The organism is Bradyrhizobium sp. UFLA05-125, from assembly GCF_059803515.1.
Map to the genome: position 1 here is coordinate 1 of NZ_JBANBJ010000076.1, position 25,375 is coordinate 25,375.

The window sequence follows — 25,375 nt, forward strand, 5'->3', positions numbered from 1 at the left end:
CCGGCGCCCGACTACCGGCCCGACGGTAATTGCCGCGCCTGCATGGTCGAAATCGAGGGCGAGCGCGTGCTTGCTGCGTCCTGCAAACGCACGCCGTCGGTCGGCATGAAGGTGAAGACCGAGAGCGCCCGCGCGGTCGCAGCGCAGAAGATGGTGATGGAGCTGCTCGTTGCCGACCAGCCGGCGCGCGAGACCTCGCACGATCCCGACTCGAAATTCTGGCACTGGGCCGAAACGACAGGCGTCACCGAGAGCCGCTTTCCGGCTGCCGAGCGCTGGGAGACCGACGCCAGCCATCCGGCGATGCGCGTCAATCTCGACGCCTGTATCCAGTGCGGCCTGTGCGTGCGCGCCTGCCGCGAGGTCCAGGTCAACGACGTCATCGGCATGGCCTACCGCAATGCCAGCGCCAAGATCGTGTTCGACTTCGACGATCCAATGGGCGAGTCCACCTGCGTGGCCTGCGGCGAATGCGTGCAGGCCTGCCCAACCGGCGCTCTGATGCCCGCCGTGATGCTCGACGAGAACCAGACCCGCGTCACCTATGCCGACAGGAAGGTCGATTCGCTCTGCCCATTCTGCGGTGTCGGCTGCCAGGTGACCTACGAGGTCAAGGACGAGAAGGTGATCTATGCCGAGGGTCGCGACGGCCCGGCCAATCACAACCGCCTTTGCGTCAAGGGCCGGTTCGGCTTCGACTACATTCATCATCCGCATCGCCTGACGAAGCCGCTGGTGCGGCTGCCGAATGCGAAGAAGGACGCCAACGACCAGGTCGATCCCGCCAACCCCTTCACCCATTTCCGCGAAGCCTCGTGGGAGGAAGCGCTCGACATCGCGGCCAAGGGCCTGGTCAAGATTCGCGACGAGAAGGGCGTCAAGGCGCTCGCGGGATTCGGCTCGGCGAAAGGCTCGAACGAAGAGGCCTATCTATTCCAGAAGTTGGTGCGCACCGGCTTCGGCTCGAACAATGTCGACCATTGTACGCGGCTGTGCCACGCCTCCTCGGTCGCGGCGCTGTTCGAAGGTTTGAGCTCGGGCGCGGTGTCGGCGCCGTTCGCGGCCGCAATGGATGCGGAAGTCATCTGGGTAATCGGCGCCAACCCGACGGTGAATCACCCGGTCGCGGCGACCTACATCAAGAACGCGGCCAAGAAGGGCGCAAAGCTCTTCGTCATGGATCCCCGTCGGCAAACGTTGTCGCGTCACGCGACCAAGCATTTGCAGTTCAAGCCGGGCGCAGACGTTGCCATGCTCAATGCGATGATCAATACGATCATCACCGAAGGCTTGACCGACGACCAGTATATCGCGGGTTACACCGAGGGCTTTGAGGATCTGAAGGAGAAGATCAAGGAATTCACGCCGGAGAAGATGGCGCCGATCTGCGGCATCCCGGCGCAGACGCTGCGCGAGGTCGCCCGAACCTATGCGCGTGCAAAATCCGCGATCATCTTCTGGGGCATGGGCATCAGCCAGCACGTTCACGGCACCGACAATGCTCGCTGCCTGATCGCGCTCGCGCTGATCACTGGCCAGGTTGGCCGTCCCGGCACCGGCCTGCATCCGCTGCGCGGCCAGAACAACGTTCAGGGTGCATCCGATGCCGGTCTGATCCCGATGTTCCTGCCCGACTACCAGCCGGTCGGCCGTGACGACATGCGCGGCAATTTCGAGAAGCTGTGGGGGCAGGAGCTCGATCCCGTGCGCGGCCTGACCGTCGTCGAGATCATGAACGCGATCCACGCCGGCGAGATCACGGGCATGTATGTCGAGGGCGAGAACCCCGCGATGTCCGATCCCGATCTCCAGCATGCGCGCCAGGCGCTGGCGATGTTGGATCATCTCGTGGTGCAGGATCTCTTCGTCACGGAGACCGCGTTCCACGCCGACGTCATCCTGCCGGCCTCGGCGTTTGCCGAAAAGGACGGCTCTTTCACGAACACGGATCGGCGCGTTCAACTCGCGCGCCAGGTGATCAAGCCGCCGGGCGATGCGCGGCAAGATCTCTGGATCATCCAGGAGATCGGCAAGCGGATGGGCTTGCCGTGGAATTATTCCGGTCCCGGTGAAGTCTATACCGAGATGGCGGAGCTGATGCCGTCGCTGAAGAACATCAGCTGGGAGCGGCTGGTGCGCGAAGGTGCCGTGACCTATCCGGCAGACGCTCCCGACAAGCCCGGCAACGAGATCATTTTCACCACGGGCTTTCCGACCGCGAGCGGTCGCGGCAAGATCGTGCCGGCCAAGGTGATTCCGCCGGACGAGTTGCCGGACGACGAATATCCGATGGTGCTATCGACCGGCCGCGTGCTCGAGCACTGGCACACCGGCTCGATGACGCGCCGCGCGCAGGTGCTCGACCAGATCGAGCCGGAGGCGGTGGCCTTCATGTCGCCGAAGGACATGCGCAAGAAGAAGCTCGCGCCCGGCGACTTCATTCGCCTGGAAACCCGCCGTGGCGCGGTCGAGGTCAAGGTCCGCTCAGACCGCGACGTGCCGGAGAATATGGTGTTCATGCCGTTCTGCTACGCGGAAGCTGCCGCCAACCTTCTCACCAACCCGGCGCTCGATCCCTTCGGCAAGATCCCCGAGTTCAAGTTCTGTGCCGCAAGGGCGGAGCGCGTCGCGATGCGCGACGCGGCGGAGTAGGGGTATACTCCTCTCATCGCGGGCGATGCTCGCCGTACCGACCGCTGTCATGCCCCGTGAAAGCGGGGCATCCAGTATTCCAGAGGCTTCGAGATTCACAACGACTGCCGCGGCGTACTGGATCGCCCGGTCAAGTCGCGCGATGACAGCGCGAGTGTGGAGGGCGTGTGCCCTTACGGTTCACGTCGCTTCGCTCCTCGCAATGACGGTGCTAGATCATGCGCGCATGTCCAAAGTCACCCCCGCCACACGCGCGCTTAGTGCCGCCTCCGTATCCTTCACCGTCCACGCCTATGACTATGATCCCGACGCCGAGAGCATCGGGCTTCAGGCCGCTGCCGCGCTAGGCGAAGATCCGGCGCGGGTGTTGAAGACGCTGATGGCGCTCGTCGATGGCAGGCCGGTTTGCGTCGTCGTTGCTTCCGACCGGGAAGTCTCGATGAAGAAGCTCGCGGCCGCCGCCGGCGGAAAGTCGGCGCAGATGATGAAGCCGCTCGAGGCCGAGCGCGTCACCGGTTTCAAGGTCGGCGGCATCAGCCCGTTCGGGCAACGGCGCGCGGTGAAGACCATCATCGACGAGGGCGCGCTCGCGCACGACCTCGTCTACGTCAATGGCGGACAGCGCGGCTTGCAGGTGCGGCTCAGCCCGCGCGACGTGCGTGACGTATTGAAGGCGACGGCCGCGGATGTGCTCGCCTGATCAGCGCGAGACCAAACCGGTACCTGCCCGATCATCCGAGCCATATGAACGGGAATGTCCCGTCGGGATGGTCGGAAGGTTGCGGCGCGCGGATGTGCGATGCAGGCATCTCGCGGGTCCGATAGGCATGTTCGGCTGGCCGCGTCGGCTCAACGCGCGCGCCATCGATTGTTCGAGCCGTTACCGCAACTGGAGCGGCAAATGCAACTGTGCCGACCACGAGCGCTGCCAGTGCCAGGACAGCGGCGTGCATCTTGCGGGCAGTCATGGGAGTTCTCCTTGCAACAGTTCCAGCAGGCTCCGATAGCCTGCCGTACATCCCTGAGATCGCGGTGGCCGCGATCTCATTCCCACAAGGTTTCGTGATCTATCGTTCGATGACGTTCCGCTATTGTTTCTGCAAGAGCTTCAGTCGGCACCGCAGCGCTTCGCGAATATGCGCGCGCGCCAGTTTTTCGGCCTTGTCGCCATCGCGGGCGGCGATGGCATTGACGATCGCCTGATGCTCCCTGTGGCTGGTCGAGGGCCGGCCGGTGACCGAGAACGTGGTCGGGCCGAGAAGCGCGATCCAGTCCTGTAACTCCTTCGACGCGTTGTCGAGATAGCGGTTGCGCGCGGCGCGGCACACCGCCTCGTGGAAGGCGCGGTTGAGCCTGGCCATTTCGGCAGCGTCGCCGGAGTGTTCGGTAAAGGCCTGCTCGATATCCGTCATTGCGTCGATCTCGGGGCGCGAGGCGTGCGCGGCGGCAAGCCGGGCGGCCGCACCCTCCAGGATCTCGCGCATGGCGTAAAGCTCGAGCACCTCGGAAATGTCGAGATCGCGGACGATCAGCCCGCGGCCCGCGGCCGGCTGCACGAAGCCGCGCGCGGCGAGCCGCCCCAGTGCTTCGCGCACCGGCGTGCGGCTGACGTTGAGCCGCTGCGCGACCTCCTCCTCCCGCAAGCGATCGCCAGCGCGGTAGCTGCCGGCCTGGAGTGCCTCGCACAGCGAGCGGAACACGGCCTCGCCAAGCGCCACGCCGGAGCCGCGATTGATCGATCCGCCTGCCTTTGCCGCGCGTCTGGCCATGTCCCCTCGAAATACAACGCGCTCCCGTCCATGAAGAGATGCGGCTTGCGCAACCAATGTATATCTTTGTATACAAAAGTACGCAATGACTGCCAGTTGACCACGGCAGCCGGCGGGCAGAATGTCTCTAACTTGGCGTCCCACCTGGCAGGCGGCATGAGCAAAAAATACGATGTGCTGGTGATCGGCGGCGGCAATGCGGCGCTCTGCGCGGCGATCGCCGCGCGGCGCGGCGGCGCCTCGGTCATCGTGCTCGAAGGCGCGCCGAAATTCTATCGCGGCGGCAACACCCGCCACACCCGCAACATGCGCTGCGCCCATGACGCGGCGACCGAGATCCTGACAGGCCCCTACACTGAAGAAGAGTTCTGGAAGGACCTGCTGCTGGTGACGGGCGGGCAGACCGACGAGGAGCTGGCGCGTCACATGATCCGGGAGTCCAAGAACATCCTGAACTGGATCGTGGAGCAGGGCGTGCGCTGGCAACCCTCGCTCGGCGGCACCCTCAGCCTCGGCCGCACCAATTCCTTCTTCCTCGGCGGCGGCCGGGCGATGCTGAATGCCCTGTATCTGACCGCCGAGCAGCTCGGCGTCGAGATCCACTATGATGCCGAGGTCATCGATCTCGTGATCGAGGACGGCATGTTTCTGGCCGCGAGTCTGAAGCGGCCGATCGATGGGCTAGCCGAGATCCGCGCGACGTCGCTGGTCGCCGCTGCAGGCGGCTTCGAGGCCAATATCGAATGGCTGAAGGAATACTGGGGCGATGCCGCCGACAATTTTCTGATCCGCGGCACGCCCTATAACCGCGGCTCCATCCTGAAGATGCTGCTTGCCAAGGGCGTGCAGGAGGTCGGCGATCCCACCCAGTGCCACGCGGTCGCGATCGATGCGCGGGCGCCGAAATTCGACGGCGGCATCATCACACGGCACGACTCCGTCGTGTTCGGCATCGTCGTCAACAAGCACGCGCAGCGCTTCTACGATGAGGGTGAGGACATCTGGCCGAAGCGTTACGCGATCTGGGGCCGGCTGGTCGCGGCACAGCCGGACCAGATCGCCTACATCATCTTCGACTCGACCGTCGTCACGAGTTTCATGCCGACGCTGTTTCCGCCGATTGCGGGGCAGACGGTTGCCGAGCTCGCCGGCAAGCTCGATCTCGATCCGCTCGCACTGGAAAAGACCGTCACCGACTTCAACGCTGCGGTGCGGCCCGGCACTTTCGACCACACCATCCTCGACGACTGCCGCACAGAGGGCATCGCGCCGCCGAAGACGCATTGGGCGCGGCGGATCGAGACGCCGCCCTATCTCGCCTATCCGGTGCGCCCCGGCATCACCTTCACCTATCTCGGCACGCGTGTCACCAAGGAGGCACGCATGTTGATGAAGGACGGCAAGCCATCGGCCAACATGTTCGCGGCCGGCGAGATCATGGCCGGCAATGTGCTGGGCAAGGGCTATGCGGCGGGCATCGGCATGACCATCGGCAGCGTATTCGGGCGGATCGCAGGACGGGAAGCGGCGAAACATGCACGGAACTAGGATTCTTGACGAAGCCGACCGTCTGATGACGGTCTGCAATTCCTGCCGCTACTGCGAGGGCCTGTGCGCGGTGTTTCCCGCGATGGAGATGCGCCGCGCGTTCTCCGACGGCGACCTCAACTACCTCGCCAATCTCTGCCATGCCTGCGGTGCCTGCTACGTCGATTGTCAGTTTTCGCCGCCGCACGAGTTCAATGTCAACGTCCCGAAGACGCTCGCCGTCGCCCGCGCGGAGTCCTATACGGCCTATGCCTGGCCGCGGGCGTTGTCCGGCGTGTTCGCGCGCAACGGTCTCGTCATCAGCGTCATGGCTGCGATCAGCATGGCTGTGTTCATCCTCGGCTTTGCTGCCGCGCACGACCGTGACGTGCTGTTCGGCATCCACACTGGCCCCGGTGCCTTCTACAGGCTGATGCCGCACAACGCGATGGCGGCACTGTTCGGTGCCGCGTTCCTTTACGCGATCCTGGCGCTGGTGATGAGCGTTCGCGCGTTCTGGCGCGACATCGGCGCGCCGATCGGCGGCCGCGCGGATGGTGGCTCGATCTTTCAGGCGATCCGCGATGCCGGCGAGCTCCGCTATCTGCATGGCGGCGGGGTCGGCTGCTACAATGAGGACGACCGGCCGACCGACCGACGCAAGCGCTACCATCACCTCACATTCTACGGCTTCCTCTTGTGCTTCGCCGCGACATGCGTCGGCACGCTCTATCATTATCTGCTGGGACGCGAGGCGCCTTATCCGTGGTGGGATTTGCCGGTCGTGCTGGGTACGCTCGGCGGCATCGGCCTCGTCGCCGGACCGATCGGGCTCCTTGTTGCCAAGAGAGACCGCGATGCTGCACTGCTGGATGAGAGCCGCTTCGGCATGGATGTCGGCTTCATTGCCATGCTGTGCCTGACCGGCATCACTGGCCTCGCGCTGCTGGTCCTGCGTGAGACCGCCGCGATGGGGCCGCTGCTGGCGCTGCATCTCGGCGCGGTGTTCGCGCTGTTCATCACCATGCCCTATGGCAAGTTCGTGCACGGTATCTACCGCTTCGCGGCCTTGGTGCGCTACGCGCAGGAGCGGCGGACCGCGGCGTGATCACGTCGGTCCGAAGCGATCGTTGCGCAGGAAGGCGATGGTTTTCTCGATCGCAAGCTGTTTCCCACGATTGAACGAGAGGTCCGCGCGATGCCGTGGAGCAGAATGACTCCCGACGGTCGCGCGGTGCCTGTTTCAGGCTCCCCGTTTTTCACGCAACCTCACGCTCCGGCGTCGAGGTGAGCTCGCGGGCCATCGCGGTCGCCGCAACATAGTCAGTCTTGCCGGTGCCGAGCAGCGGCACCTTGTCGACGACATGGATTGTGCCGGGAACCGCGAGTTCTGACGCGCCGGTCGCCTTGGCCTGGAGCTGTAGCGCGCTGCGTTCGGCGTGTTTCTCCGTCGTGAGCAGAACGATGCGCTCGCCCTTGCGCTGGTCGGGGATCGACACGGCAACCGAGATGGCCTGCGGCCACACTGCAGTTGCCATCGCCTCGACGGCCGAAAGCGAGACCATTTCGCCTGCGATCTTGGCAAAACGTTTGGCGCGTCCCTTGATGGCGATGAAGCCGGCGGCGTCGATTGCTACGATATCGCCAGTATCATGCCAGCCGTCGGCCAGCGGCTCGAGCACACCTGGCTTCTCCGCCCGGAGATAGCCGAGCATGACGTTCGGTCCGCGCACCGAGAGGCGGCCACCTTCCTCGATGCCGGGGACCGGGTCGAGGCGGTATTCCATCAGCGGCGACAGGCGTCCGACCGTTCCCGGGCGGTTCGCCATCGGCGTGTTCATGGCCAGCACCGGTGCCGTTTCTGTCACGCCATATCCCTCGAGGATGCGGATGCCGTAGCGCTCCATGAAGACCTGGCGCGTGCGGTCCTTCACCGCTTCTGCGCCAGCCAGCACCAGGCGCAGCGTGCGGAAGTCGTAGGCATGCGCCGAGCGCGCATAGCCGGTGAGGAACGTATCGGTGCCGAACAGGATGGTGGCGCCGGTCTGGTAGATCAACTCCGGCACGATCCTGTAGTGCAGCGGCGAGGGATACATGTAGATCGGAATTCCCGCGAGCAGCGGCATCATCATTCCGCCGGTCAATCCGAAGGAATGGAACACCGGCAGCACGTTGAACACCTTGTCGTTGGCATTGGCATCGACCCGCGCCAGCGCCTGCGCCGCATTCGCGAGGATGTTGCGATGGGACAGCACCACGCCCTTGGGCGTGCCCTCCGAGCCCGACGTGAACAGTACGACGGCCGGATCGTTCGCCTCGCGGGCGACGCGCGGCGCAGTACCAGCAAGAAGACCCTTGACCTTGTCGATCGCACCGATCGAGGCGCGGACATCCTCGAGATAGACGACGCGGGCCTCAGCCGAGATCGCAGCCATCAGCTTGTCGAGCTTGCCCTTCTCGATGAAGGCCCTTGAGGTCAGCACGGTGCGGACTCGCGCTGCCTTCATTGCCGCGAGCACGTTGACGGGACCGGCCGAGAAATTCAGCATCGCCGGCACGCGTCCGATAGTCTGCAGCGCCATGAAGACGACCGCTACGCCTGCTGAATTCGGCAGCAGCACGCCAACATTCTCGCCGACAGCGGTGCCGGCTTCGAGCTTGCGGCTCAACACCTGCGCACCGAGGATCAGCTTGCGATAGGTCAGCTTGGTGCCCAGCGCGTCCTCGATCACCGGCTTACCGGTGTCGCGGTCGCGATGCGCGTGCGCCAGGCCCTCGAACAGGGTTTGGTCGAGCATCGCCGTCTTGACGATGGCATCGATCATGACGTCCTGGAGTGCGGCGCCCGCGGCGTTGCGGCGGATCTTGCCCTTCAGCGCCGGATCGACCTGCAACTTCACCGGCGGCAGGATCGAGACGGTCACCTTGGGAAACCACGAGCGCTTGATCTCGCCATTCTTGAGATAGCTGAGGCTCGAGCGCTGCGCCCCCTCGATGCGAACGGGCACGACGACCGCGTCGGCCTTGTCGGCGATCATCGCGGTGCCGTCATAGACCTTCATGAGCGAGCCGGAGACCGTGATACGGCCTTCCGGAAAGATCACGACCGGTTCTCCGGCGGCGACCAGCTTGACGAGATCGCGCGCTGCCAGCGGCTTGGTCGGATCCATGGTGTAGTGCCGGATCATCTTGAGGAAGGGCTTTGCCCACCACGCCTTCGAGATTCCGGTGTCGACGGCGAAGCAGGCGTCGATCGGCAGGATCGCATGCAATAGCGGGCCGTCGATCAGGCTGACATGGTTCGGCGCGATCAGCATGCGCGTGCCGGCCGGCGGCAGATTCTCGAGCCCCCGAACCTCGGTGCGGAAAAGCGCCCGGAACAGCAGCGCGCCGAAATCGCGCACGCCTTCCTTGCCCCATTTTTTCAGCACGAACCACACCGAGCCAAAGCTCGCGATGCCGAGGCCGAAGAAGATCCAGCCGATGTGAAGGCCAGCCGACTGGAGCAGCGCGACGAACAGCGAGCCGACCACCATGAAGGCGGCCTGGAGCACGTTGCCGGCGGCAATCACGCGGGCGCGCTCGGACGGAGCAGACCAGGCCTGCACGGCGGCGAAGGAGGGAACGACGAACAGTCCGCCGGCAAAGGCGAACAGTGCGAAGTCGAACAGCATGCGCGCACCTGAAACGGAGCTCGCGAACGCGAGGGGCGAGATGTCGTGGCCCTGCGCGGCGATGCCGATGGCCCAGGCGAGATCGAGACCGACGATTCCCATGATGATGGCGCCGATCGGCACCAGCGCGAGGTTCGGACGCTCATGGCTCAGACTTGCCGCAAAGAGAGAGCCCGCAGCAATGCCAATCGCGAAGACGGCGAGGCACAGCGTCACCACACCTTCGGTGCCGCCGACCACATCCTTCACCAGTGCGGGCAACAGCGACAGCACAACGGCACCGACCAGCCAGAACCAGGACACGATCACCGTGCCGTCCCAGAGCCTGCGTTCCGCGTAGAGGTTTTTCAGCAGGCCGAAGGTCGAGGTCCAGGGATTGGCGGTGATAGGAAGCTCGGGCGCGGACGGCGTGGTGGCCGGAATGCGGGAGGCGAACGCCCAGGACAACAGCGCGAGCACGACAACGGCGGAAGCAACGAGGCCCATGTGCGAGGAGCCTGCCACGAACTGGCCGCCAGCGACCGTGCCGAGCAGGATCGCCATGAAGGTCGCGCCTTCCACCAGCGCGTTGCCGGTTGCGAGCTCGCCGATCTCGAGCTGATCGGGAAGCATGGCGTATTTCACCGGCCCGAACAGTGCGGCGATGACGCCGAACAGCGCAAGCGCCGCGAACAGCAGCGGGACCGAATGCAGGAAGAAGCCCGCGGCGGCAAAGCATGCAGCAAAGATCTCGGCGAATTTGAGCCGTCGCGCGACCACCGACTTGACGTACCGGTCGGCGAGTTCGCCGCCGAGGCCCGACAGGATGAAATAAGGGAAGATGAACACTGCGCCGGCGACCGTCACGAGCGCGTCGCCGTGTCCGCTCGCAGCCCCGTACAGCAGGATGAGGACGAGTGCATTCTTGAGCACATTGTCATTGAGCGCCGAGAAGAATTGCGCCCCGAACAGCGGCGCGAAACGGCGTGAAGTCATCAATTGCCTGATCATGACTAGTCCTGTTTCAAAATGTCAGCCTGAGGTTGCAGCCCGGGGATACCGCGAAGACCCATAGGAAAGGTTGAACCGCACCGCCGATGCTCGCGTGAGAGGCTCGAATATCTGGACATGGTGATCGTTTTGTTGACACGGGCTCCTGCATTCGAGCGAGCGGACACCCGGTCCGGCCCCATGGCCTCAGGTCAGATTGGAGAAGTGGCGGAACGGCGAGATATGGCGGAACAGGCTCAGCCTGCGGCCTTCGCGCCGGGCGCGCTCCCGGCTTTCACGCCACATCCGGAACGCCGCGCGGCGCTCGGCGAGCACGCCCGCAATGTCACAGGCATTCGCGATGCGATCGATCGGGGCCATCAACACACGGAGGACGGTCCGGCCGAGGCCGAGGACGAGAGCCGCGGCGTCTTCAACGAAGGTGGTCGCGATATCAACAGCGAGGGTTTGCATTTTGCAGATCTCCAAGGTAATTGAACAATGTTCAAAATGGATACCAGAAACGTGAGCAATGCTCAAGAAAAATCTTTACGTGACCGCAAGAAGGGCGTCAGGCGGCGGTTGATGCTGACCATTGCCCGCGCGATAATTTCTTCTAAGGGTTTGATATCATTGAAAGTTCGTGACGTCGCGGAGGCTGCCGACTGCTCGATCGGCAGCGTCTATAACGAGTTCGGCGACTTCGATGGGCTGATCCTGACCGTTAACCGGGAGACCGTGCAGGCGCTGACTGAGCGCCTTGGGGCGGTCCCGGCGGACGACTCGATCAGCCAGCTCCACGGACTGGCGGCGGCCTATCTCGAATTCGCCACCGAGCACGCGAACCTGCTGCGGTCGCTGTTCGAGCATCGAATGGAGGATGATCGCCCATTTCCCGAGGACATCCTCATCATGGTCATGCAGGCTTTCGCACTGATGCATCCCCCGCTGGTGCGCCTCTTGCCCGATTGGGACCAGGAGCGGATCGCGCTGTTATCGCGCATCCTGTTCTCCGCGGTGCACGGGATCATCTCGCTCGGTCTCGAAGAGCGCATGGTCGCCGTGCCGCCGCAGAACTTGCGCCAGCAGGTCGCGCAATTCGTCGACACCCAGCTTGCCGGCCTCGGCATCGTGCCGGTTCGCTCGCCGAACGATTGAGCGGTGCCTCACGCCACCTCGCGCCGCCGCGGCTCGGCGGCGGCGATCTCGAAGAATGCCGCATCGAACGGCCGCGGGGGCCCGATGGCGTAACCTTGCGCATAATCGATGCCGATGCTGCGCACGGCCTCCAGGATGGCGGCAGTCTCGACGAACTCGGCGATGGTGCGGATGCCCATGATCTTGCCGACGCGGTCGATCATCTCGACCATTGCGCGGTCGACCCGATCGGTCAGAACGTCCCGGACGAAGCCGCCGTCGATCTTGAGATAGTCGATCGGCAGCCTCTTCAGATAGCCGAAGGACGACATGCCGCTGCCGAAATCGTCGAGCGCGAAGCGGCAGCCGGTGCGCCTGAGCGCGGAGATGAAATGGCTTGCCCAGTCCAGATTCGAGATCGCCTTGGTCTCGGTGATCTCGAAGCAGATGATGTCGGCGGGAATGCGGTTGGCGCGGAGCTGCTCCTGGACGAACTCGACGAAACCTTCGTCGGCAAAGGTCTGGCCGCAGAGATTGATGGAGCAGGTCGCGATCACCGTGGCCTGCGGCTCGCGCAGGCTCTCCGCGAGACGCCGGAAGGCATCGCGCACCACCCAGCGGTCGATCAGCGTCATCAGCCCGTAGCGCTCCGCGGCGGGAATGAACTCGCTCGGTGGGATGATCCGTCCCGAAGGATCTTTCAGGCGCAGCAGCAATTCGACATGGCGGCCAGCGGGATTCTTCTCCTGCAGCGGCGCGATCTCTTGCGCGTAGAGGCAGAAGCGGTCGTTGTCGAGCGCCTCCTGAATCCGGTGCACCCAGGTCATCTCGTCGACGCGCTGCAAAAGCTCGACGTCGCGTGAATGATAGAGCTGGATACGGTTTCGTCCCTTCTCCTTCGCGCCGTAGCAGGCGACGTCGGCCTGCCGCAGCGCTTCCTCGACGGCAATCTGCGCGCCCGAGATGCAGGCAAGGCCGATGCTCGCGGTCACGGCAAAGGTCCGTTCCCCCCGGTTGAAGGAGAACTTCTCGATCGCACCCCGGAGCTGCTCGGCGCGGTCGGCCGCCGCGAACGCGGTGCAGCCGCGGACGATCAGTCCGAACTCGTCACCACCGAGACGCGCGACGACGTCGGAGGATTTGCCATGGCGTTGCAGCAGGTTTGCGACATCGCGCAGCAGGCGGTCGCCGGCGGGATGGCCGCACGTATCGTTGACGACCTTGAACTGGTCGAGATCGAGCAGGAACAGCGCCAGCGGTGCGTCGCCGGCGCCGAGCCTGCGCAGCTCGCGCTTCAGGCATGCTTCGAAGGCGCGCCGGTTGGCAAGTCCGGTCAGCCAGTCGTGCGAGGCCTGCCACGCCAGGCGCTCCTTCTCGGCACGCCGCGCGTCCTCGAACGATTGTCGTTGCAACACCAGGCGGCGGGTGTGCCAGGCCAGGAGCAGGATCAGGATCGCGGCCGTCGTGATGTTCACGAAGGTCAGGATCAGTTTGATCGTGCGTGAGCCTTCGCCGAGCACGGTGGAGAAGCGGATGGCGTGCGCGGTGAACTGCCGGTTCAGTTCCGACAGGCGCGACGACAGCACTTGCAGCCGGGCGTCGTCCGGCGGTGCGCCATTTTTCAGCTCCGCCTGAATCGCCTCGCCGAACACGCTGAGCTCCAGCAGCATGGGATCGGTAGCGGTCCATTCCCGGATCGCCGCGTTGAAGAAGCTGACGCCGCTGAAGTGGCGGAACAGCCAGATCATTCCGGGGATGTCGTCCGGATGGTTGCCGCCCTGGAGGAATCCAATGCGGGCGGTCTCGACGTCGACCGGGTCGCGTTCGAGCGCCCATCGTCCAAATTCATCGCCGATGGGAACGGCGAGCGAGGCCTGATACTGCTGGAACAGTTCCGGCTCGCCCGAATGCAGATAGAGATTGAGGAAATAGACCGCGTTCTTCTGCGAGCGCGACCACATCGCTTCGCCCGCAACATAGGCGCGAACCGACGACATGAGGCTGACGCCGGCAACGGCCGCTTGCAGCAGCACCACCGCGACGAACGGCGAGACCAGCCTGATCACGGAACAGAGATGACGGTAAATGCGCTGTGAAACCTGCGGCAGGAGATCGACGAAAATACCGCGAGGCCGGAACTTGTCGGTAACATGCTGGCGCGCGCCGCGGATTCTCCAGGCGCAATTCATCCGATGGAACGCTCCCGCAGTTCCGCGAGGCGTCAGACCAGCACGGCCTTGCGCACGCGGCCGGCATCGCCGAACACGCGCAAGTAACGTTCGATCTCGGACGGCATTCCGGTTGCCTTCTCCGGATTGTCAGACAGTTTGACGGCCGGACGTCCGTCGACCGACGTCACCTTGCAGACGAGCGAGATCGGATCGAGGTTGACCGAACCGTCGGGCGGGCAGCCGACGAAATCATTGGTGAGGTTGGTGCCCCAGCCGAAGGAGAGGCGCACCCGGCCAGAGAAGTGATGGTATGTTTCCTCGATCGATCCGACATCCATCGCGTCGGAAAAGACGAGCAGCTTGTCCCGGGGATTGCGGCCCTTCTTCTCCCACCATTTGATGATCTCTTCGCCGGCCTGGATCGGCGGCGCGCTGTCGGGGCGGAAGCCGGTCCAGTCGGCAACCCATTCCGGCGCATCGCGCAGGAAGGCTTTGGTGCCGAAAGCGTCGGGCAGCGCGATCAGGAGGTTGCCGCCATAGGTCTGGCGCCACTGGTCGAGAATGCGATAGGGCGCAAAGCGCAGCTCCTCGTCGTCCTTGGCGAGCGCGGCCGCCACCATCGGCAGTTCGTGCGCATTGGTGCCGATCGCCTCGAGATCATTGTCCATGGCGAGCAGGACATTGGAGGTGCCGATGAAGGATTGCCCGAGCCCTTCCTTCACCGCCTCGACGCACCAGCGCTGCCAGAGGAAGCCGTGGCGACGGCGCGTGCCGAAGTCTGACAGGCGAAGATTCTCGAGCTGGCGGAGCCGCTCGACCTTGGTCCAGAGCTTCGCCTTGGCGCGGGCGTAGAGCACGTCGAGCTCGAAGCGGCCACGGCCCTTGATCGCCGCGCGCGAGCGCAGCTCGTTGAGGATCGCGAGCGCCGGGATCTCCCACATCGTTGTGTGGGTCCATGGGCCGTGGAAGTGCAGCTCGTACTGGCCGTCGACCTTGCGCAGCTCGTATTCGGGCAAGCGGAATTCGGCGAGCCAGCGGATGAAGTCGGCCGAGAACATGTGGGTCTTGCCGTAGAAGGTGTTACCGGCAAGCCAGATCAGCTCCTTCTTTGTGAAGCGGATGGTGCGGGCATGATCGAGCTGTGCGCGCAGCTCGCCCTCGTCGATGGTCTCGGCAAGGCGCACATGGCGCGAGCGGTTGATGACCGAAAACGTCACCTTCTGATCCGGGTAGAATTCCCGAATCATCTGTAACATCAACAGCTTGTAGAAATCGGTATCGAGCAGGCTGCGGACGATCGGGTCCAGCCGCCAGCTGTGGTTATAGGTTCGGCTCGCAATATCGGTCACGGTCATGGCCGAATTCTAGCGTGGCCGGTGCGGCGCAACCAGTGGGTTTGGCGGGGGGCCAGGCCACTCCGTGTTCATGCCCCCGCGGCGGTCGTCGCCACCGCCTCGAGCTGGCCGCGGATCCAGCGATGAGCCGGGTCCTTCTGGTAGCGCTGGTGCCAGACCATGAACATCGGCAGCTCGGCGAGTGTCCTTGCGCGTGAGGTGAGCGGAATGTGCACATGCGCGAAGTCGCGCATCAGACCGTCCGCAAGCAGGCTCGGCATGCTTGCCAGCATGTCCGAGCGGCGCAGGAAGGACGGCACGCCGGAGAAGCTCGGCACAGATATCGCGATGTCGCGGTGGAAACCGTTTGCCGCTAGCCTGCGGTCGAAGTCGAGCCGTTCGTTGTCGGTATAGACCACGGTGACGTGGCGCGCGTCGAGATAGGCATTGCGCGTTGCCGGCGCCGAACGGACAGTTCGGTCGTAGTAGCAGACGTAGTGATCTCGCAGCAGGCGCTTCTGCACGATGTCGATGCCGGACGGCGGCAGCGGGCTGATCAGGAGGTCGCAGCGGTTTTCGCGCAACATGGCAGGCGAGGGGGATTGCGAGGGGATCACGCGCAGGTTCAGGCTCTTCACCTGGGCCGCGACATGGCCGAAAAAGCGCGGCAGCAACAGATCGCGCTGGAAGTCATTGGCGGCGATCGTCAGCGACAGGTGCGCCGCTTTCGGCTCGAAGGTGACACCGCCGGCAAAGCTCCGCATCTCGTCGATCAGCGCGCGCGCCTTGGCAGCCAGCGCCTGGGCGTGCGCGGTGGCGACGATGCCGCGGCCGGATTTGGCGAACAGGGGATCGCCGGCGATGCGCCGCAGCTTCTTCAACCCATGGCTGACGGCGGATTGTGTGAGGCCAAGCCGGGTCGCGGCCCCCGTCACCGAACCTTCTTCCAGCACGGCGAGGAACAGCGACAGCGAATGGCCGTCGAGGGCCAAATGATCGATTTCTTTCATGAGATACATTATAATTCATCTATTTATCTTGAGAATAGGTCGGCGCATCCTCTCCCGATAAGCCGCGCGCCAGATCGGGCGCCAGAGGGAGACAACGCCAGATGACTGCCCAGGCCGCTCGTATCGCAGCCGCACAGGACGCCGCCCGCCTCAATCGCCCAGAGCCGTTCACGCCGCCGCTTGGCGATGGCGGCTTCTTCCAGCGCGACCGTTCCATCCACCCGCCGGCGCATGCGCCCGGCTACAAATCCTCGGTGCTGCGCTCACCGCGCCAGTCGCTGCTTTCGCTGGAGAACTCGCTCTCTGAGATCACTGGACCCGTATTCGGTCACAACGACCTCGGGCCGCTCGATAATGACCTGATCCGCAACTATGCCAAGGACGGCGATCCCATCGGCGAGCGCATCATCGTGCATGGTCGGGTGATCGACGAGACCGGCCGCGGCGTACCGAACACGCTGGTCGAGTTCTGGCAGGCCAATGCCGGCGGCCGCTACCGGCACAAGAAGGACACGTACCTGGCGCCGGTCGATCCGAATTTCGGCGGCTGCGGTCGCGCGCTGACTGACGACAGCGGCTATTATTACTTCCGTACCATCAAGCCCGGCCCCTATCCATGGCGCAACTACGTCAACAGCTGGCGCCCGGCGCACATCCACTTCTCGGTATTCGGCTCGGGCTTTGCGCAGCGGTTGATCACCCAGATGTACTTCGAAGGCGACCCCCTGATCCCGGTCTGCCCGATCCTCACGACGATCCCGGACAAGGACGCGCTCGATCGTCTCGTCGCGCCGCTCGATCTCAATGCCAGTACGCCATTCGACTCGCTCACCTACCGCTTCGACGTCGTGCTGCGCGGGGCGCGCTCCACCTATTTCGAAAATCGCCCGGAAGGAAACTAAAGCCATGGCGCAGCCGCTCAACTACCTGAAGGAAACCGCTTCCCAGACCGCCGGGCCCTACGTCCATATCGGATTGATCCCTGGCATGGCCGGCTTCGACATCTTTGAGAAGAACTTCTCCAACGTGCTCGTGACGCCGAACACCAAGGGCGAGCGCATCACGCTGGAGGGCCGCGTGCTCGACGGCACCGGCACGCCGCTGCGCGACGTGCTGCTGGAGATCTGGCAGGCCAATGCGGCCGGCCGCTACAACCATCCGGCCGACCGCTCGGCCGGAGCACTGGACGAGGACTTTCGCGGCTGGGGGCGCGCGGGTTCGGATTTCGAGAGCGGGCTGATCACCTTCGAGACGATCAAGCCGGGCGCGATCACGGATAAAGCGGGACGCAAATGTGCCCCGCACGTCACTGTCTGGATCGTCGCCCGCGGCATCAATATCGGCCTGAACACGCGGCTCTATTTTTCGGATGAAGAGGCTGCCAACGCCGCCGATCCCGTACTCAATCTGATCGAGCAGCCGGTGCGGCGGTCGACCCTGATCGCTGAGCGTAGCGAGCGCGCCGGTAAGGTCGTGTACTCCTTCACGATCAATCTACAGGGGCCCGAGGAGACCGTGTTCTTCGACGTCTGATAGTCCTCCATAACCCACGAAGGCCGGCCTCATCGGATGGTGAGGCCGGCTTTTTTGCTGAGGCCCCCCGCCGCTGATCGCCCATTCCCGTCATCCGCCCGAGCCGATACGATGGCTCATTCTGGGGCCGGAGCAGGGCCATGAGAAAGCGCGCAAGGGCAGGCGGGCCGAGCAAATCGGGCAGCCGTACGGCGAAGACGAAAAAGCGACGCGGCGCGCCGAACGCGTCGCGCGTTGCCGTTTCCGCGCGGGCAAAACCCGAAGCAACGCAGCTTGCCCTCGAGCTCAAGGAAGCGCGAGAGCGGCAGGCTGCGACGGCGGAGGTCCTGCGGCTCATCTCGGAAGCGCCGACCGATCTTCCGCGCGTGTTCGACCGGATCGTCAGGAATGCGGCGCGGCTCTGCCACAGTGTTCTCAGCGCGGTCTATCGCAGCGACGGCGAGCGCGTTCATCTTGTCGCCTACGACCAGTTCTCGCCGGAATCGATCGCAGCGGTGCAGAAAGCCTATCCGGCGCCGATCACCAGCGGAAACCTCATCTCGGTCGCCGTTCGCGAGCGGCGCGTCGTGCACGAGCCGGACGTGCTCCTCTCCGGCGGATACAGTGAATTGCAGCGGACGTCGGGCTACCGCAGCATCCTCGTGGTGCCGATGCTTCGCGACGAGGTCGCAATTGGCGCCATCGCCGTCATGCGGCTCGTGCCGCAGCTATTCCCAAAGGCGCAGGTCGAGTTGTTGAAGACCTTTGCGGGACAAGCGGTCATTGCGATCGAGAACGCGCGGCTCTTCACCGAGGTGCAGGAGCGCACACGGCAATTGTCGCAATCGCTGGACGAACTGCGCGCCGCCCAGGACGGTCTCCTGCAAACGGAGAAGCTCGCCGCTTTGGGGCGACTCGTGGCGGGCGTCGCGCACGAGATCAATACGCCCGTCGGCACCAGCCTGACGGTCGCCTCCGCCTTCGCCAACAAGGCCAACCGCTTTGAAGCCGACGTCGCACGCGGCGATCTGCGTCGCTCGACCCTCAACGAATTTATCGCAGCCAGTCGCGAGGCGGCATCGCAGATCATCATCAACCTCAATCACGCAGTCGATCTGATCCAGTCGTTCAAACAGGTCGCGGCCGATCGCAACGTGTCGGATCGCAGGCGCTTCGATCTCGGCGAGGTCACCGAGCAGGTCGTCAAGGGGCTGCGCTCGGGTCTACGCAGCGAAAATCTTTTGGTCAGGGTCGAATGCGAACCCAATCTCGCGATGAACAGCTACGCCGGGCCTTACGGTCAGGTGCTCACCAATCTCGTGATCAACTCCGCGGTGCACGCCTTTCCGGACGGCGTGTGCGGATCGGTTCATATCGCGGCGCAGGCGCTCGGCAAGGACAAGGTCGAGGTGCTGTTTTCGGACGACGGCTGCGGCATGACCGCCGAAGTCAGGCGTCAGGCGTTCGATCCGTTCTTCACGACAAGACGCGACCAGGGCAGCACCGGTCTCGGACTGCATATCGTCCACAACATCGTGACCAGCCGTCTGGGCGGCCGAATCAAGCTCGAGACCGAGCCCGGCGCCGGAACGACATTCCGCATCATCGTGCCGCGCGAAGCTCCACCGGAATTCGTGGCAAAATGAATGGGGCCGGTTGATCCGGACCTCATCCGTCACCTCATGATCGTGGTCACGGCTCCCGCAATCGCGTCGGGCTCACACGCTGTTCGCCGCCGTATGAAGGCGAAACGCGCGGCCCGCAACGTCTTCAAACACTGCGAAGACTACGTCGGCCTTTGTTTAGGCCAAATTTCGCCAAAATGGCATTGGCCCTTAAGCACCGGGGCAGGACTGTTCAATATGGGGTCCTGCATGTTTAACTTTGTTCTTGTTGCGTCTTTCCTTGTCGTGACCAGTTCGGTCGCTGCGGAAGCACGTCCTTCCCGCACCAGCACGGCACCGGAATGCAATGTGACGATGCCGTGTGACTTCTCGTTTTCTCAAGTGCGTCGGGGGGAAGTTTCGCCGGACACGCGACGAACGCGCCTCGCGATGCGAGGAGCCGTCGCTAACGCTCAAGCCGCAGTGACACAGGTGAATGTGTCCGGCCCCCAGATTGTCGGCGGTCGCCCGTCCGGGTGTCCGCGGAATTTCTGCGGTTGCGGCGCAGCGCTGCACGTCTTCGGCCGCATCGTCCCGGAATTGAACATTGCGGCCAATTGGCTGCGCTTCCCGCGGACATCGCCCGCACCGGGAATGGTTGCGGCAAGGCGCGGACACGTCTTTGTCTTGGAGCAACACCTCCAAGACGACATGTGGATGGCGTACGATGCCAATTCAGGCGGCCGGTCAACGCGAATTCACGCGCGGTCACTGCGAGGCTACACGGTCGTCAACCCGCACGCGACGTGACGAAAATTGTCGTCAGGTCGCTCCCCAGCAAGGAAATCATCATTCATCGCCATGGAGCTGCGCGCGAAACGCGCGCGGCGAAAGTCCGGTTGCAACGGTGTAGACCCGGCTGAAGTAGGCGGGATCCTCAAAGCCGAGCGCGTAGGCGATCGTCGACACCGGCAGGTTCGTGTAGACGAGGTTGCGCCGCGCCTCGCGGATCAGCCGGTTGAGGATCAGATGTGAAGCTGTGTCTCCGGTGGCGGTGCGCGTGATCCGGTTCAGATGGGTCGGCGTCACTGACAGCGCCTTGGCATAGTCTGCAACGCTCCAGCGTTCGAGATGGTGCGCTTCGAGCAACGCCTCGAATCGACGGAACAGGTCGGAGTCCGCTGAGCCGCTGCCGCCGCTCTTGCCGGCGAGCTCGCGTGCCACGAGGCCGATCACCGCCGCCGACAGCGCGCGCAGCACATGCGCGCGGCCGAAGTTGCGGCCGGCGTGCTCGGCAAAGATCTGTTTCATGGTGGTGCGGATCTGCGGCGTGCCGCGCACCACGGCGGATTGAGAAAGCGCGGCGCGCAGGCCTTCCGAGGCCAGCAGCGCCTCGTCGAGAATTTCGGCGGCGATCGTCAGCACCCAGCCTTGAGTATCAGGCACGAAGCGGAAGCCGTGGACGTGGCCGATCGGCACGTTGACGATCTGCGACGGCTTCAGCGGCACCACGCGCCCGTCGAGCGTCGCCTCGCCGCCGCCGCGCTCGATCAGCAGTACCTGGTGCAGCCGCGCGTGGCGGTGCACGGCCAGCGTCCAATCATGCTGCACCGAGCGGGAGGCGATGGTCTCGCAATGCACGACGTCGGGCAGATCGCCGGATTCGCCGAACAGATTGTAGACCTTGATGGTTGATGTCGAGGGGGCAGGAGGCATGTTCGAATTGTACAAGACAAAGGCCGATCCCTCCATCCGTTTGCCGCGCGAAATTTGCGAAAAACTCGTAAACGGGAGGACGGGAAAATGAAAGTTCAGGTCTGTATCATCGGCGGCGGCCCGTCGGGATTGCTGTTGTCCCAGCTCCTGCACCTGAAGGGCATCGACACGGTCGTGCTGGAGAAATACAGCCGTGACCATGTGCTCGCCCGCATCCGTGCCGGCGTGCTGGAGCACGGCTTTGCCGAACTGATGCGCGAGGCGCAGTGCGGCGAGCGGATGGACCGTGAGGGCGAGATCCACAACGGGTTCGAGATCGCCCATGACGGCGTGCTCTCCCATATCGACCTCCACAAACATTCCGGAGGCAATTCGGTGCTGGTCTACGGCCAGACTGAACTGACGCGCGATCTCTACGAGGCGCGCGACCGTCTCGGCGGCAAGGTCGTCCACGATGCCGAGGACGTCACGCCGCATGATCTCAAGTCGGACAGGCCGTTCGTGACCTATCGTGCGAACGGGGAGACCATCCGCGTCGACTGCGACTACGTCGTTGGCGCCGACGGCTTCCACGGCGTCAGCCGCAGGTCGATCCCGAAGGATGTGCTGCGCGAATATGAGAAGGTTTATCCGTTCGGCTGGCTCGGCGTCCTGTCGCGCACCAAGCCGGTTTCGCCGGAGTTGATCTATGTGAAACACGAGCGCGGCTTTGCGCTCTGCTCGCTGCGCTCGCAGGTCCTCAGCCGCTACTACATCCAGGTGCCGCTTACCGACAAGGTCGAGGATTGGTCGGACGATGCGTTCTGGGCCGAGTTGAAGCGACGTTTGCCGGACGAGGTCGCGGCGCGTCTGATCACAGGACCGTCGATTGAGAAGAGTATCGCACCCCTACGCAGCTTCGTCGCCGAGCCGATGAGCTATTGCCGGCTTTTCCTCGCTGGCGATGCTGCCCACATCGTGCCGCCGACCGGCGCGCGCGGGCTCAATAGCGCAGCCTCCGACATCTACTATCTCTATCACGCGATGCTCGCGCATTATCAGAAGGGTGACGATTCCGGCCTTGAGGGCTATTCAGCCAAGGCGTTGGCGCGGATCTGGAAGGCGCAACGCTTCTCCTGGTGGATGACCATGATGCTGCATCGTTTCCCGGATCGTCTGGAATACGAGGACAGGCTGCAGCAGACCGAGCTGGAATATTTGTTCTCGTCCGAGCCGGCGCAGCGCGTGCTCGCGGAAAATTATGTCGGCCTGCCGTTCTAGGAGGCGACGATTTGTGGACGGATTAGGCCGCGGCACCAGTGCTTTCAGCTCTGCCCTTGTGAGAGAAGGCGGCTCGACGCGCTTGGCGCTACTTGCCTTCCAGCGTGTTCACCGGCGTCCAATCTGCCGGTGGTGGGTTAATCGCAAATTCGCTTGCGCGCTTTGCGAACAGTGCTGCCGATGCATCGGCTGCAGCTACATTGCTGAAGCAAGCTGCGGCCTTCGCGAATTCGCGCGCGCGCCAGTACGCTAGCCCCTCGGCATAGCCTTTTGCCGTCTTTGCCTGCTCTGCCGTCTCCGCGCCTCGCGCGGCCAGCGGCTCATAGACCCTGATCGCCTCGTCACGGCCCTTGACACGGACCGCGTCCAGCTCGCGCCAGACAAACTTGTCGGAGGTTTGCCCGACCGTCATTTCGGAGGCCATGATCGAGCTCGCGAAGTATTTGTTGGCGCCTTCGAGGCGCGAGGCGACGTTCACGGTATCGCTCATGACAGTATAGTTGAAGCGCCGGCGCGAGCCGATATTGCCGACCACGGCCTCTCCGGTGTTGAGGCCGATGCGGTGCGCGAGGCTTTCGAAGGCGACGTGGCTGCGGTTGAGCTCGTCGAGCCGCGCGCTGCAGGCAAGCGCGGCGCGGACGGCATTGCTGGCATGATCGGGATCGGCGACCGGGGCGCCGAACACGGCCACGATGGAATCGCCGATATATTTGTCGACGTAGCCGCCATGGCTTTCGATAACGTCGGTCATGGCGGAGAGGTACTCGTTCATCAGCGCGACCAACTCGCTGGGTGCCATCTTCTCGGCGATCGCGGAGAAACCGGCGAGGTCCGAGAAGAACACGGTGACGTTGCGCATCTCGCCGCCGAGCGCCGGCATCTTGCCGGAAGCCATCATGCTCTCGATCACCTGTGGGGCGAGGTAGAACGCAAAACTCCTGCGCAGGAAGCGTTCATCGCGGTCGGCGATCACGAAACGGTAGCCGATCATCATGGCGCCGGCGGCAAGCCCTGCGAGTGCCGGCTCGGTCAGCGGCAAGGCCTGCCCGCGAGCGAACAGGCTCACCGCGCAAGCGGTGTAGACGGCTATGAGTGCAATATAGGCGAACGCGGCGCCGCCCGGCGCAAGCAGGCAGGAAGCGAATGCGATGATCCCCGCAATGGCGATCGTGAGAATTGTGCGCATGGGAAAGCCGAGCTCGCTCACCGCATCGCGCTCCATCAGGTTGCGCACGACGGTCGCGTGGATAAAGACGCCGGCGATGTCGCTGCGTGCTGCCGGTGCCGTCCGTGAAGGAGCGGGCAGGGCGCATCGCGGTGCGGGCGTGCCGTCATAGCCACCGGCAAGACGCAGCGAGGTAAGCTTGCGGTCATCGGCGTTGAGCACGCTGCCGAGAATGACGACCTTGCCATCGAAGGCGCGGCGGAAGAACTCGCCATCGCCCTTTTCGAGGCAGGCGCGCAGATCCGCGAAGGAAAACTTCGGAATATCGCGGCCGGCGCCGCGGAAATTGAGCGTCAGCGTGTTCGGTTCAGCGCTCGGGATCGCGTAGTCCGCAAGCGTCATGGCGCCGTCTCGCGCGAGCTCGGGTTTCGCGCCGAGCGCGCGTGCGGCCAGCTCGACCGCCATCGCGGTGACCTGTTTGTCGTCGATGGTGAACGCAAGCGGCATTCGCCGGATGACGTCGTCGGGATCGGTGTTGACGTTGAGCGCACGGATATTGCCCTTCACCGCCAATTGCTGTGCGCGATAGGGAACGTCCGGACGGACGTTGCTCAGGGTCTCGCCGAGCACAAGCTTGCCGGCATCGGACGCTTTGCGCAGGGCGATCAGGTAGTCCCGGTCGAAGCCCTTCATGCGGTCGCCGAGCGGCGCATCGCCAAAGGGAATCTCCGACTGCTCGATCGAACTCTGAAAGATCACGTCGAAGCCGATTACCTTGGCGCCGCCGTCGACCACGGCGCCAATCACCCGCCCGATCTCGCGCGTCCAGATCAGCGTCGGCGAGCCCTTGAAGGGCAGGGTGTTGTAGGTTTCGTCGTCGATTCCGATGACCACCACGGGCGAGGCAGAGACATCGCGACCATCGCCGAACAGCCTCTCGCGCAGCGCCGTCAAGATGTCGAGCGACAGCCCTTGCAGCGTATTGAGAGGCGGTGAGGTGAAGACGGCGCCTGTGAGGAGCGCGATCACGATCGCCGCAACGATGTCCCGCCTGCCGATCCCTCGCATCGCCCCGTCGTGCGCCGCTTATTCGAAACGCAGCAGCCGGCCGACGATCGGCGTCGCAGACGAAGTCGCGTGAGCGTCGACCTGGAAGGTATAGCGCCGCGCGCCGAGGGTCGCGAGATAGGTGCCGCCGGGGGTCAGCGTCTTGCCGGCCTTTGCGAAGTCGTAGAACTTGCCGGCGACCAGACTATCGCTCTTCAGCGGTACGGTGATCGTTGGCTCCTTGCCGTCTGTGCGCTCGACGACCAGCGTGCCGCCGCTCTTGGCCTGGATCAGCGGCGAGACGCCGTAGATCGTGGTCATTGTTGCCGGCGGACCCTTCGTGTCCACGCGCACGTTGCGGAAGGTGGTTGCCGCGCTCTGGTTGGCCTCGCGCTCGGAGAGCTGCGCGGCGTTGGCGTCGCAGGGCACCTTGACGCGCTGGACGTCACCGAGCTGCACCGAGCTCTGCTCGGCGCCGACGAGGACGACCCCGCCGGTGATGGTCTCGCGCCAGCATGGTTTGAGATAGCCGAGCACGAGCGTGCCCTTTGGGCCGAGCTTGATGACCTTGCCGGGTGCCACGTAGTCCATGAATTCGACCCCGTCGACCTTGCCCTGCACGTCCTCGACGATTGCGGCGGGAGTTTCGGCCCATGCGGGCGCCACGAGGCAAAACACGCCGGCCATGGCACCGATCAGGCGTCTCATGAGCTTCTTATCCAATTCAAAAGGTCCCTGGCACCGCCGCTAGCAGGGGAAGGCCGCAGGAAATGTGACCAGAATCACTCTTGTTATTGGTGCACTTTATTCGGGATAGGTTCAATGCGA

General features: G+C 64.1%; 19 protein-coding genes. 9 read left to right on the forward strand and 10 right to left on the reverse strand.

What is annotated here, in order from left to right; all coding sequences use genetic code 11:
* A partial coding sequence (gene fdhF / locus SO156_RS37915) for a formate dehydrogenase subunit alpha (RefSeq protein ID WP_498538357.1) occupies positions 1-2,652 on the forward strand: 2,652 nt, incomplete at its 5' end.
* A gap of 226 nt (positions 2,653-2,878) precedes the next feature.
* Positions 2,879-3,352 (forward strand): Cys-tRNA(Pro) deacylase, encoded by a 474-nt coding sequence (ybaK, locus tag SO156_RS37920; protein ID WP_458148176.1) that lies wholly within the window; start codon positions 2,879-2,881, stop codon positions 3,350-3,352.
* A gap of 31 nt (positions 3,353-3,383) precedes the next feature.
* On the opposite strand, the gene SO156_RS37925 is transcribed toward ybaK, so the two are convergent.
* Together SO156_RS37925 and SO156_RS37930 are read right to left on the reverse strand one after the other, a co-directional pair.
* Positions 3,384-3,620: a hypothetical protein gene (locus tag SO156_RS37925; protein WP_498538358.1), complete on the reverse strand. Its 237-nt coding sequence runs from the start codon at positions 3,618-3,620 to the stop codon at positions 3,384-3,386.
* A gap of 120 nt (positions 3,621-3,740) precedes the next feature.
* Entirely contained in the window at positions 3,741-4,421 is a 681-nt protein-coding gene (locus tag SO156_RS37930; protein WP_458148178.1) for a GntR family transcriptional regulator, read from the reverse strand.
* A gap of 156 nt (positions 4,422-4,577) precedes the next feature.
* On the opposite strand from SO156_RS37930, the gene tcuA reads away from it, so the two are divergent.
* Together tcuA and tcuB are read left to right on the forward strand one after the other, a co-directional pair.
* Positions 4,578-5,969 (forward strand): FAD-dependent tricarballylate dehydrogenase TcuA, encoded by a 1,392-nt coding sequence (gene tcuA, locus SO156_RS37935; RefSeq protein ID WP_498538359.1) that lies wholly within the window; start codon positions 4,578-4,580, stop codon positions 5,967-5,969.
* The gene (gene tcuB, locus SO156_RS37940) at positions 5,956-7,056 is read left to right on the forward strand and encodes a tricarballylate utilization 4Fe-4S protein TcuB (protein WP_498538360.1); all 1,101 of its coding nucleotides are present in this window, start codon (positions 5,956-5,958) and stop codon (positions 7,054-7,056) included. The genes tcuA and tcuB overlap by 14 nt, the downstream gene beginning before the upstream one ends.
* A 151-nt stretch (positions 7,057-7,207) precedes the next feature.
* Here the strand turns inward: tcuB and SO156_RS37945 are convergent, their stop codons facing one another.
* Positions 7,208-10,612 (reverse strand): acyl-[ACP]--phospholipid O-acyltransferase, encoded by a 3,405-nt coding sequence (locus SO156_RS37945; protein ID WP_498538361.1) that lies wholly within the window; start codon positions 10,610-10,612, stop codon positions 7,208-7,210.
* A 186-nt stretch (positions 10,613-10,798) separates the two neighbouring features.
* Complete coding sequence (locus tag SO156_RS37950) at positions 10,799-11,131, reverse strand: hypothetical protein (protein ID WP_458148182.1); 333 nt, start codon at positions 11,129-11,131, stop codon at positions 10,799-10,801.
* Between the two features lie 93 nt (positions 11,132-11,224).
* Between SO156_RS37950 and SO156_RS37955 the strand changes: the two genes are divergently transcribed.
* Positions 11,225-11,749, forward strand: a complete 525-nt coding sequence (locus SO156_RS37955; protein ID WP_458148183.1) for a TetR/AcrR family transcriptional regulator — start codon at positions 11,225-11,227, stop codon at positions 11,747-11,749.
* 8 nt (positions 11,750-11,757) lie between these two features.
* Here the strand turns inward: SO156_RS37955 and SO156_RS37960 are convergent, their stop codons facing one another.
* From SO156_RS37960 to SO156_RS37970, 3 genes are all read right to left on the reverse strand, one after another.
* Positions 11,758-13,917: a putative bifunctional diguanylate cyclase/phosphodiesterase gene (locus SO156_RS37960; protein WP_498538362.1), complete on the reverse strand. Its 2,160-nt coding sequence runs from the start codon at positions 13,915-13,917 to the stop codon at positions 11,758-11,760.
* Between the two features lie 32 nt (positions 13,918-13,949).
* A complete protein-coding gene (pncB, locus tag SO156_RS37965) occupies positions 13,950-15,254 on the reverse strand; it encodes a nicotinate phosphoribosyltransferase (RefSeq protein ID WP_458148184.1) in 1,305 nt (434 codons plus the stop codon).
* 68 nt (positions 15,255-15,322) lie between these two features.
* Entirely contained in the window at positions 15,323-16,252 is a 930-nt protein-coding gene (locus tag SO156_RS37970; protein WP_458148185.1) for a LysR family transcriptional regulator, read from the reverse strand.
* 92 nt (positions 16,253-16,344) lie between these two features.
* Between SO156_RS37970 and pcaH the strand changes: the two genes are divergently transcribed.
* The 3 genes from pcaH (at position 16,345) to SO156_RS37985 (ending at position 19,401) form a co-directional block, all read left to right on the forward strand.
* Positions 16,345-17,145 (forward strand): protocatechuate 3,4-dioxygenase subunit beta, encoded by an 801-nt coding sequence (gene pcaH / locus SO156_RS37975; protein WP_458148186.1) that lies wholly within the window; start codon positions 16,345-16,347, stop codon positions 17,143-17,145.
* Positions 17,146-17,149: 4 nt separating this feature from the next.
* Positions 17,150-17,776 (forward strand): protocatechuate 3,4-dioxygenase subunit alpha, encoded by a 627-nt coding sequence (gene pcaG, locus SO156_RS37980; protein WP_458148187.1) that lies wholly within the window; start codon positions 17,150-17,152, stop codon positions 17,774-17,776.
* Between the two features lie 140 nt (positions 17,777-17,916).
* Positions 17,917-19,401, forward strand: a complete 1,485-nt coding sequence (locus SO156_RS37985; RefSeq protein WP_498538363.1) for an ATP-binding protein — start codon at positions 17,917-17,919, stop codon at positions 19,399-19,401.
* An 807-nt stretch (positions 19,402-20,208) separates the two neighbouring features.
* On the opposite strand, the gene SO156_RS37990 is transcribed toward SO156_RS37985, so the two are convergent.
* The gene (locus SO156_RS37990; RefSeq protein WP_458148189.1) at positions 20,209-21,111 is read right to left on the reverse strand and encodes a helix-turn-helix domain-containing protein; all 903 of its coding nucleotides are present in this window, start codon (positions 21,109-21,111) and stop codon (positions 20,209-20,211) included.
* Between the two features lie 51 nt (positions 21,112-21,162).
* Between SO156_RS37990 and pobA the strand changes: the two genes are divergently transcribed.
* Positions 21,163-22,335 (forward strand): 4-hydroxybenzoate 3-monooxygenase, encoded by a 1,173-nt coding sequence (gene pobA / locus SO156_RS37995; protein ID WP_498538364.1) that lies wholly within the window; start codon positions 21,163-21,165, stop codon positions 22,333-22,335.
* Positions 22,336-22,423: 88 nt separating this feature from the next.
* Here the strand turns inward: pobA and SO156_RS38000 are convergent, their stop codons facing one another.
* Positions 22,424-24,568 carry a CHASE2 domain-containing protein gene (locus SO156_RS38000; protein WP_498538365.1) on the reverse strand — a complete coding sequence of 715 codons (2,145 nt, stop codon included), beginning with the start codon at positions 24,566-24,568 and terminating at the stop codon, positions 22,424-22,426.
* An 18-nt stretch (positions 24,569-24,586) separates the two neighbouring features.
* Positions 24,587-25,255: a hypothetical protein gene (locus SO156_RS38005; protein WP_498538366.1), complete on the reverse strand. Its 669-nt coding sequence runs from the start codon at positions 25,253-25,255 to the stop codon at positions 24,587-24,589.
* Between the last annotated feature and the right edge of the window lie 120 nt (positions 25,256-25,375).

What these genes read in the sequence shown, in the direction of transcription:
- ybaK (WP_458148176.1), top strand. Translation starts at nt 2,879, where the DNA reads ATGTCCAAAGTCACCCCCGCCACACGCGCGCTTAGTGCCGCCTCCGTA.
- SO156_RS37925 (WP_498538358.1), bottom strand. Translation starts at nt 3,620, where the DNA reads ATGACTGCCCGCAAGATGCACGCCGCTGTCCTGGCACTGGCAGCGCTC.
- SO156_RS37930 (WP_458148178.1), bottom strand. Translation starts at nt 4,421, where the DNA reads ATGGCCAGACGCGCGGCAAAGGCAGGCGGATCGATCAATCGCGGCTCC.
- tcuA (WP_498538359.1), top strand. Translation starts at nt 4,578, where the DNA reads ATGAGCAAAAAATACGATGTGCTGGTGATCGGCGGCGGCAATGCGGCG.
- tcuB (WP_498538360.1), top strand. Translation starts at nt 5,956, where the DNA reads ATGCACGGAACTAGGATTCTTGACGAAGCCGACCGTCTGATGACGGTC.
- SO156_RS37945 (WP_498538361.1), bottom strand. Translation starts at nt 10,612, where the DNA reads ATGATCAGGCAATTGATGACTTCACGCCGTTTCGCGCCGCTGTTCGGG.
- SO156_RS37960 (WP_498538362.1), bottom strand. Translation starts at nt 13,917, where the DNA reads ATGAATTGCGCCTGGAGAATCCGCGGCGCGCGCCAGCATGTTACCGAC.
- pncB (WP_458148184.1), bottom strand. Translation starts at nt 15,254, where the DNA reads ATGACCGTGACCGATATTGCGAGCCGAACCTATAACCACAGCTGGCGG.
- SO156_RS37970 (WP_458148185.1), bottom strand. Translation starts at nt 16,252, where the DNA reads ATGTATCTCATGAAAGAAATCGATCATTTGGCCCTCGACGGCCATTCG.
- pcaH (WP_458148186.1), top strand. Translation starts at nt 16,345, where the DNA reads ATGACTGCCCAGGCCGCTCGTATCGCAGCCGCACAGGACGCCGCCCGC.
- pcaG (WP_458148187.1), top strand. Translation starts at nt 17,150, where the DNA reads ATGGCGCAGCCGCTCAACTACCTGAAGGAAACCGCTTCCCAGACCGCC.
- SO156_RS37985 (WP_498538363.1), top strand. Translation starts at nt 17,917, where the DNA reads ATGAGAAAGCGCGCAAGGGCAGGCGGGCCGAGCAAATCGGGCAGCCGT.
- SO156_RS37990 (WP_458148189.1), bottom strand. Translation starts at nt 21,111, where the DNA reads ATGGAGGGATCGGCCTTTGTCTTGTACAATTCGAACATGCCTCCTGCC.
- pobA (WP_498538364.1), top strand. Translation starts at nt 21,163, where the DNA reads ATGAAAGTTCAGGTCTGTATCATCGGCGGCGGCCCGTCGGGATTGCTG.
- SO156_RS38000 (WP_498538365.1), bottom strand. Translation starts at nt 24,568, where the DNA reads ATGCGAGGGATCGGCAGGCGGGACATCGTTGCGGCGATCGTGATCGCG.
- SO156_RS38005 (WP_498538366.1), bottom strand. Translation starts at nt 25,255, where the DNA reads ATGAGACGCCTGATCGGTGCCATGGCCGGCGTGTTTTGCCTCGTGGCG.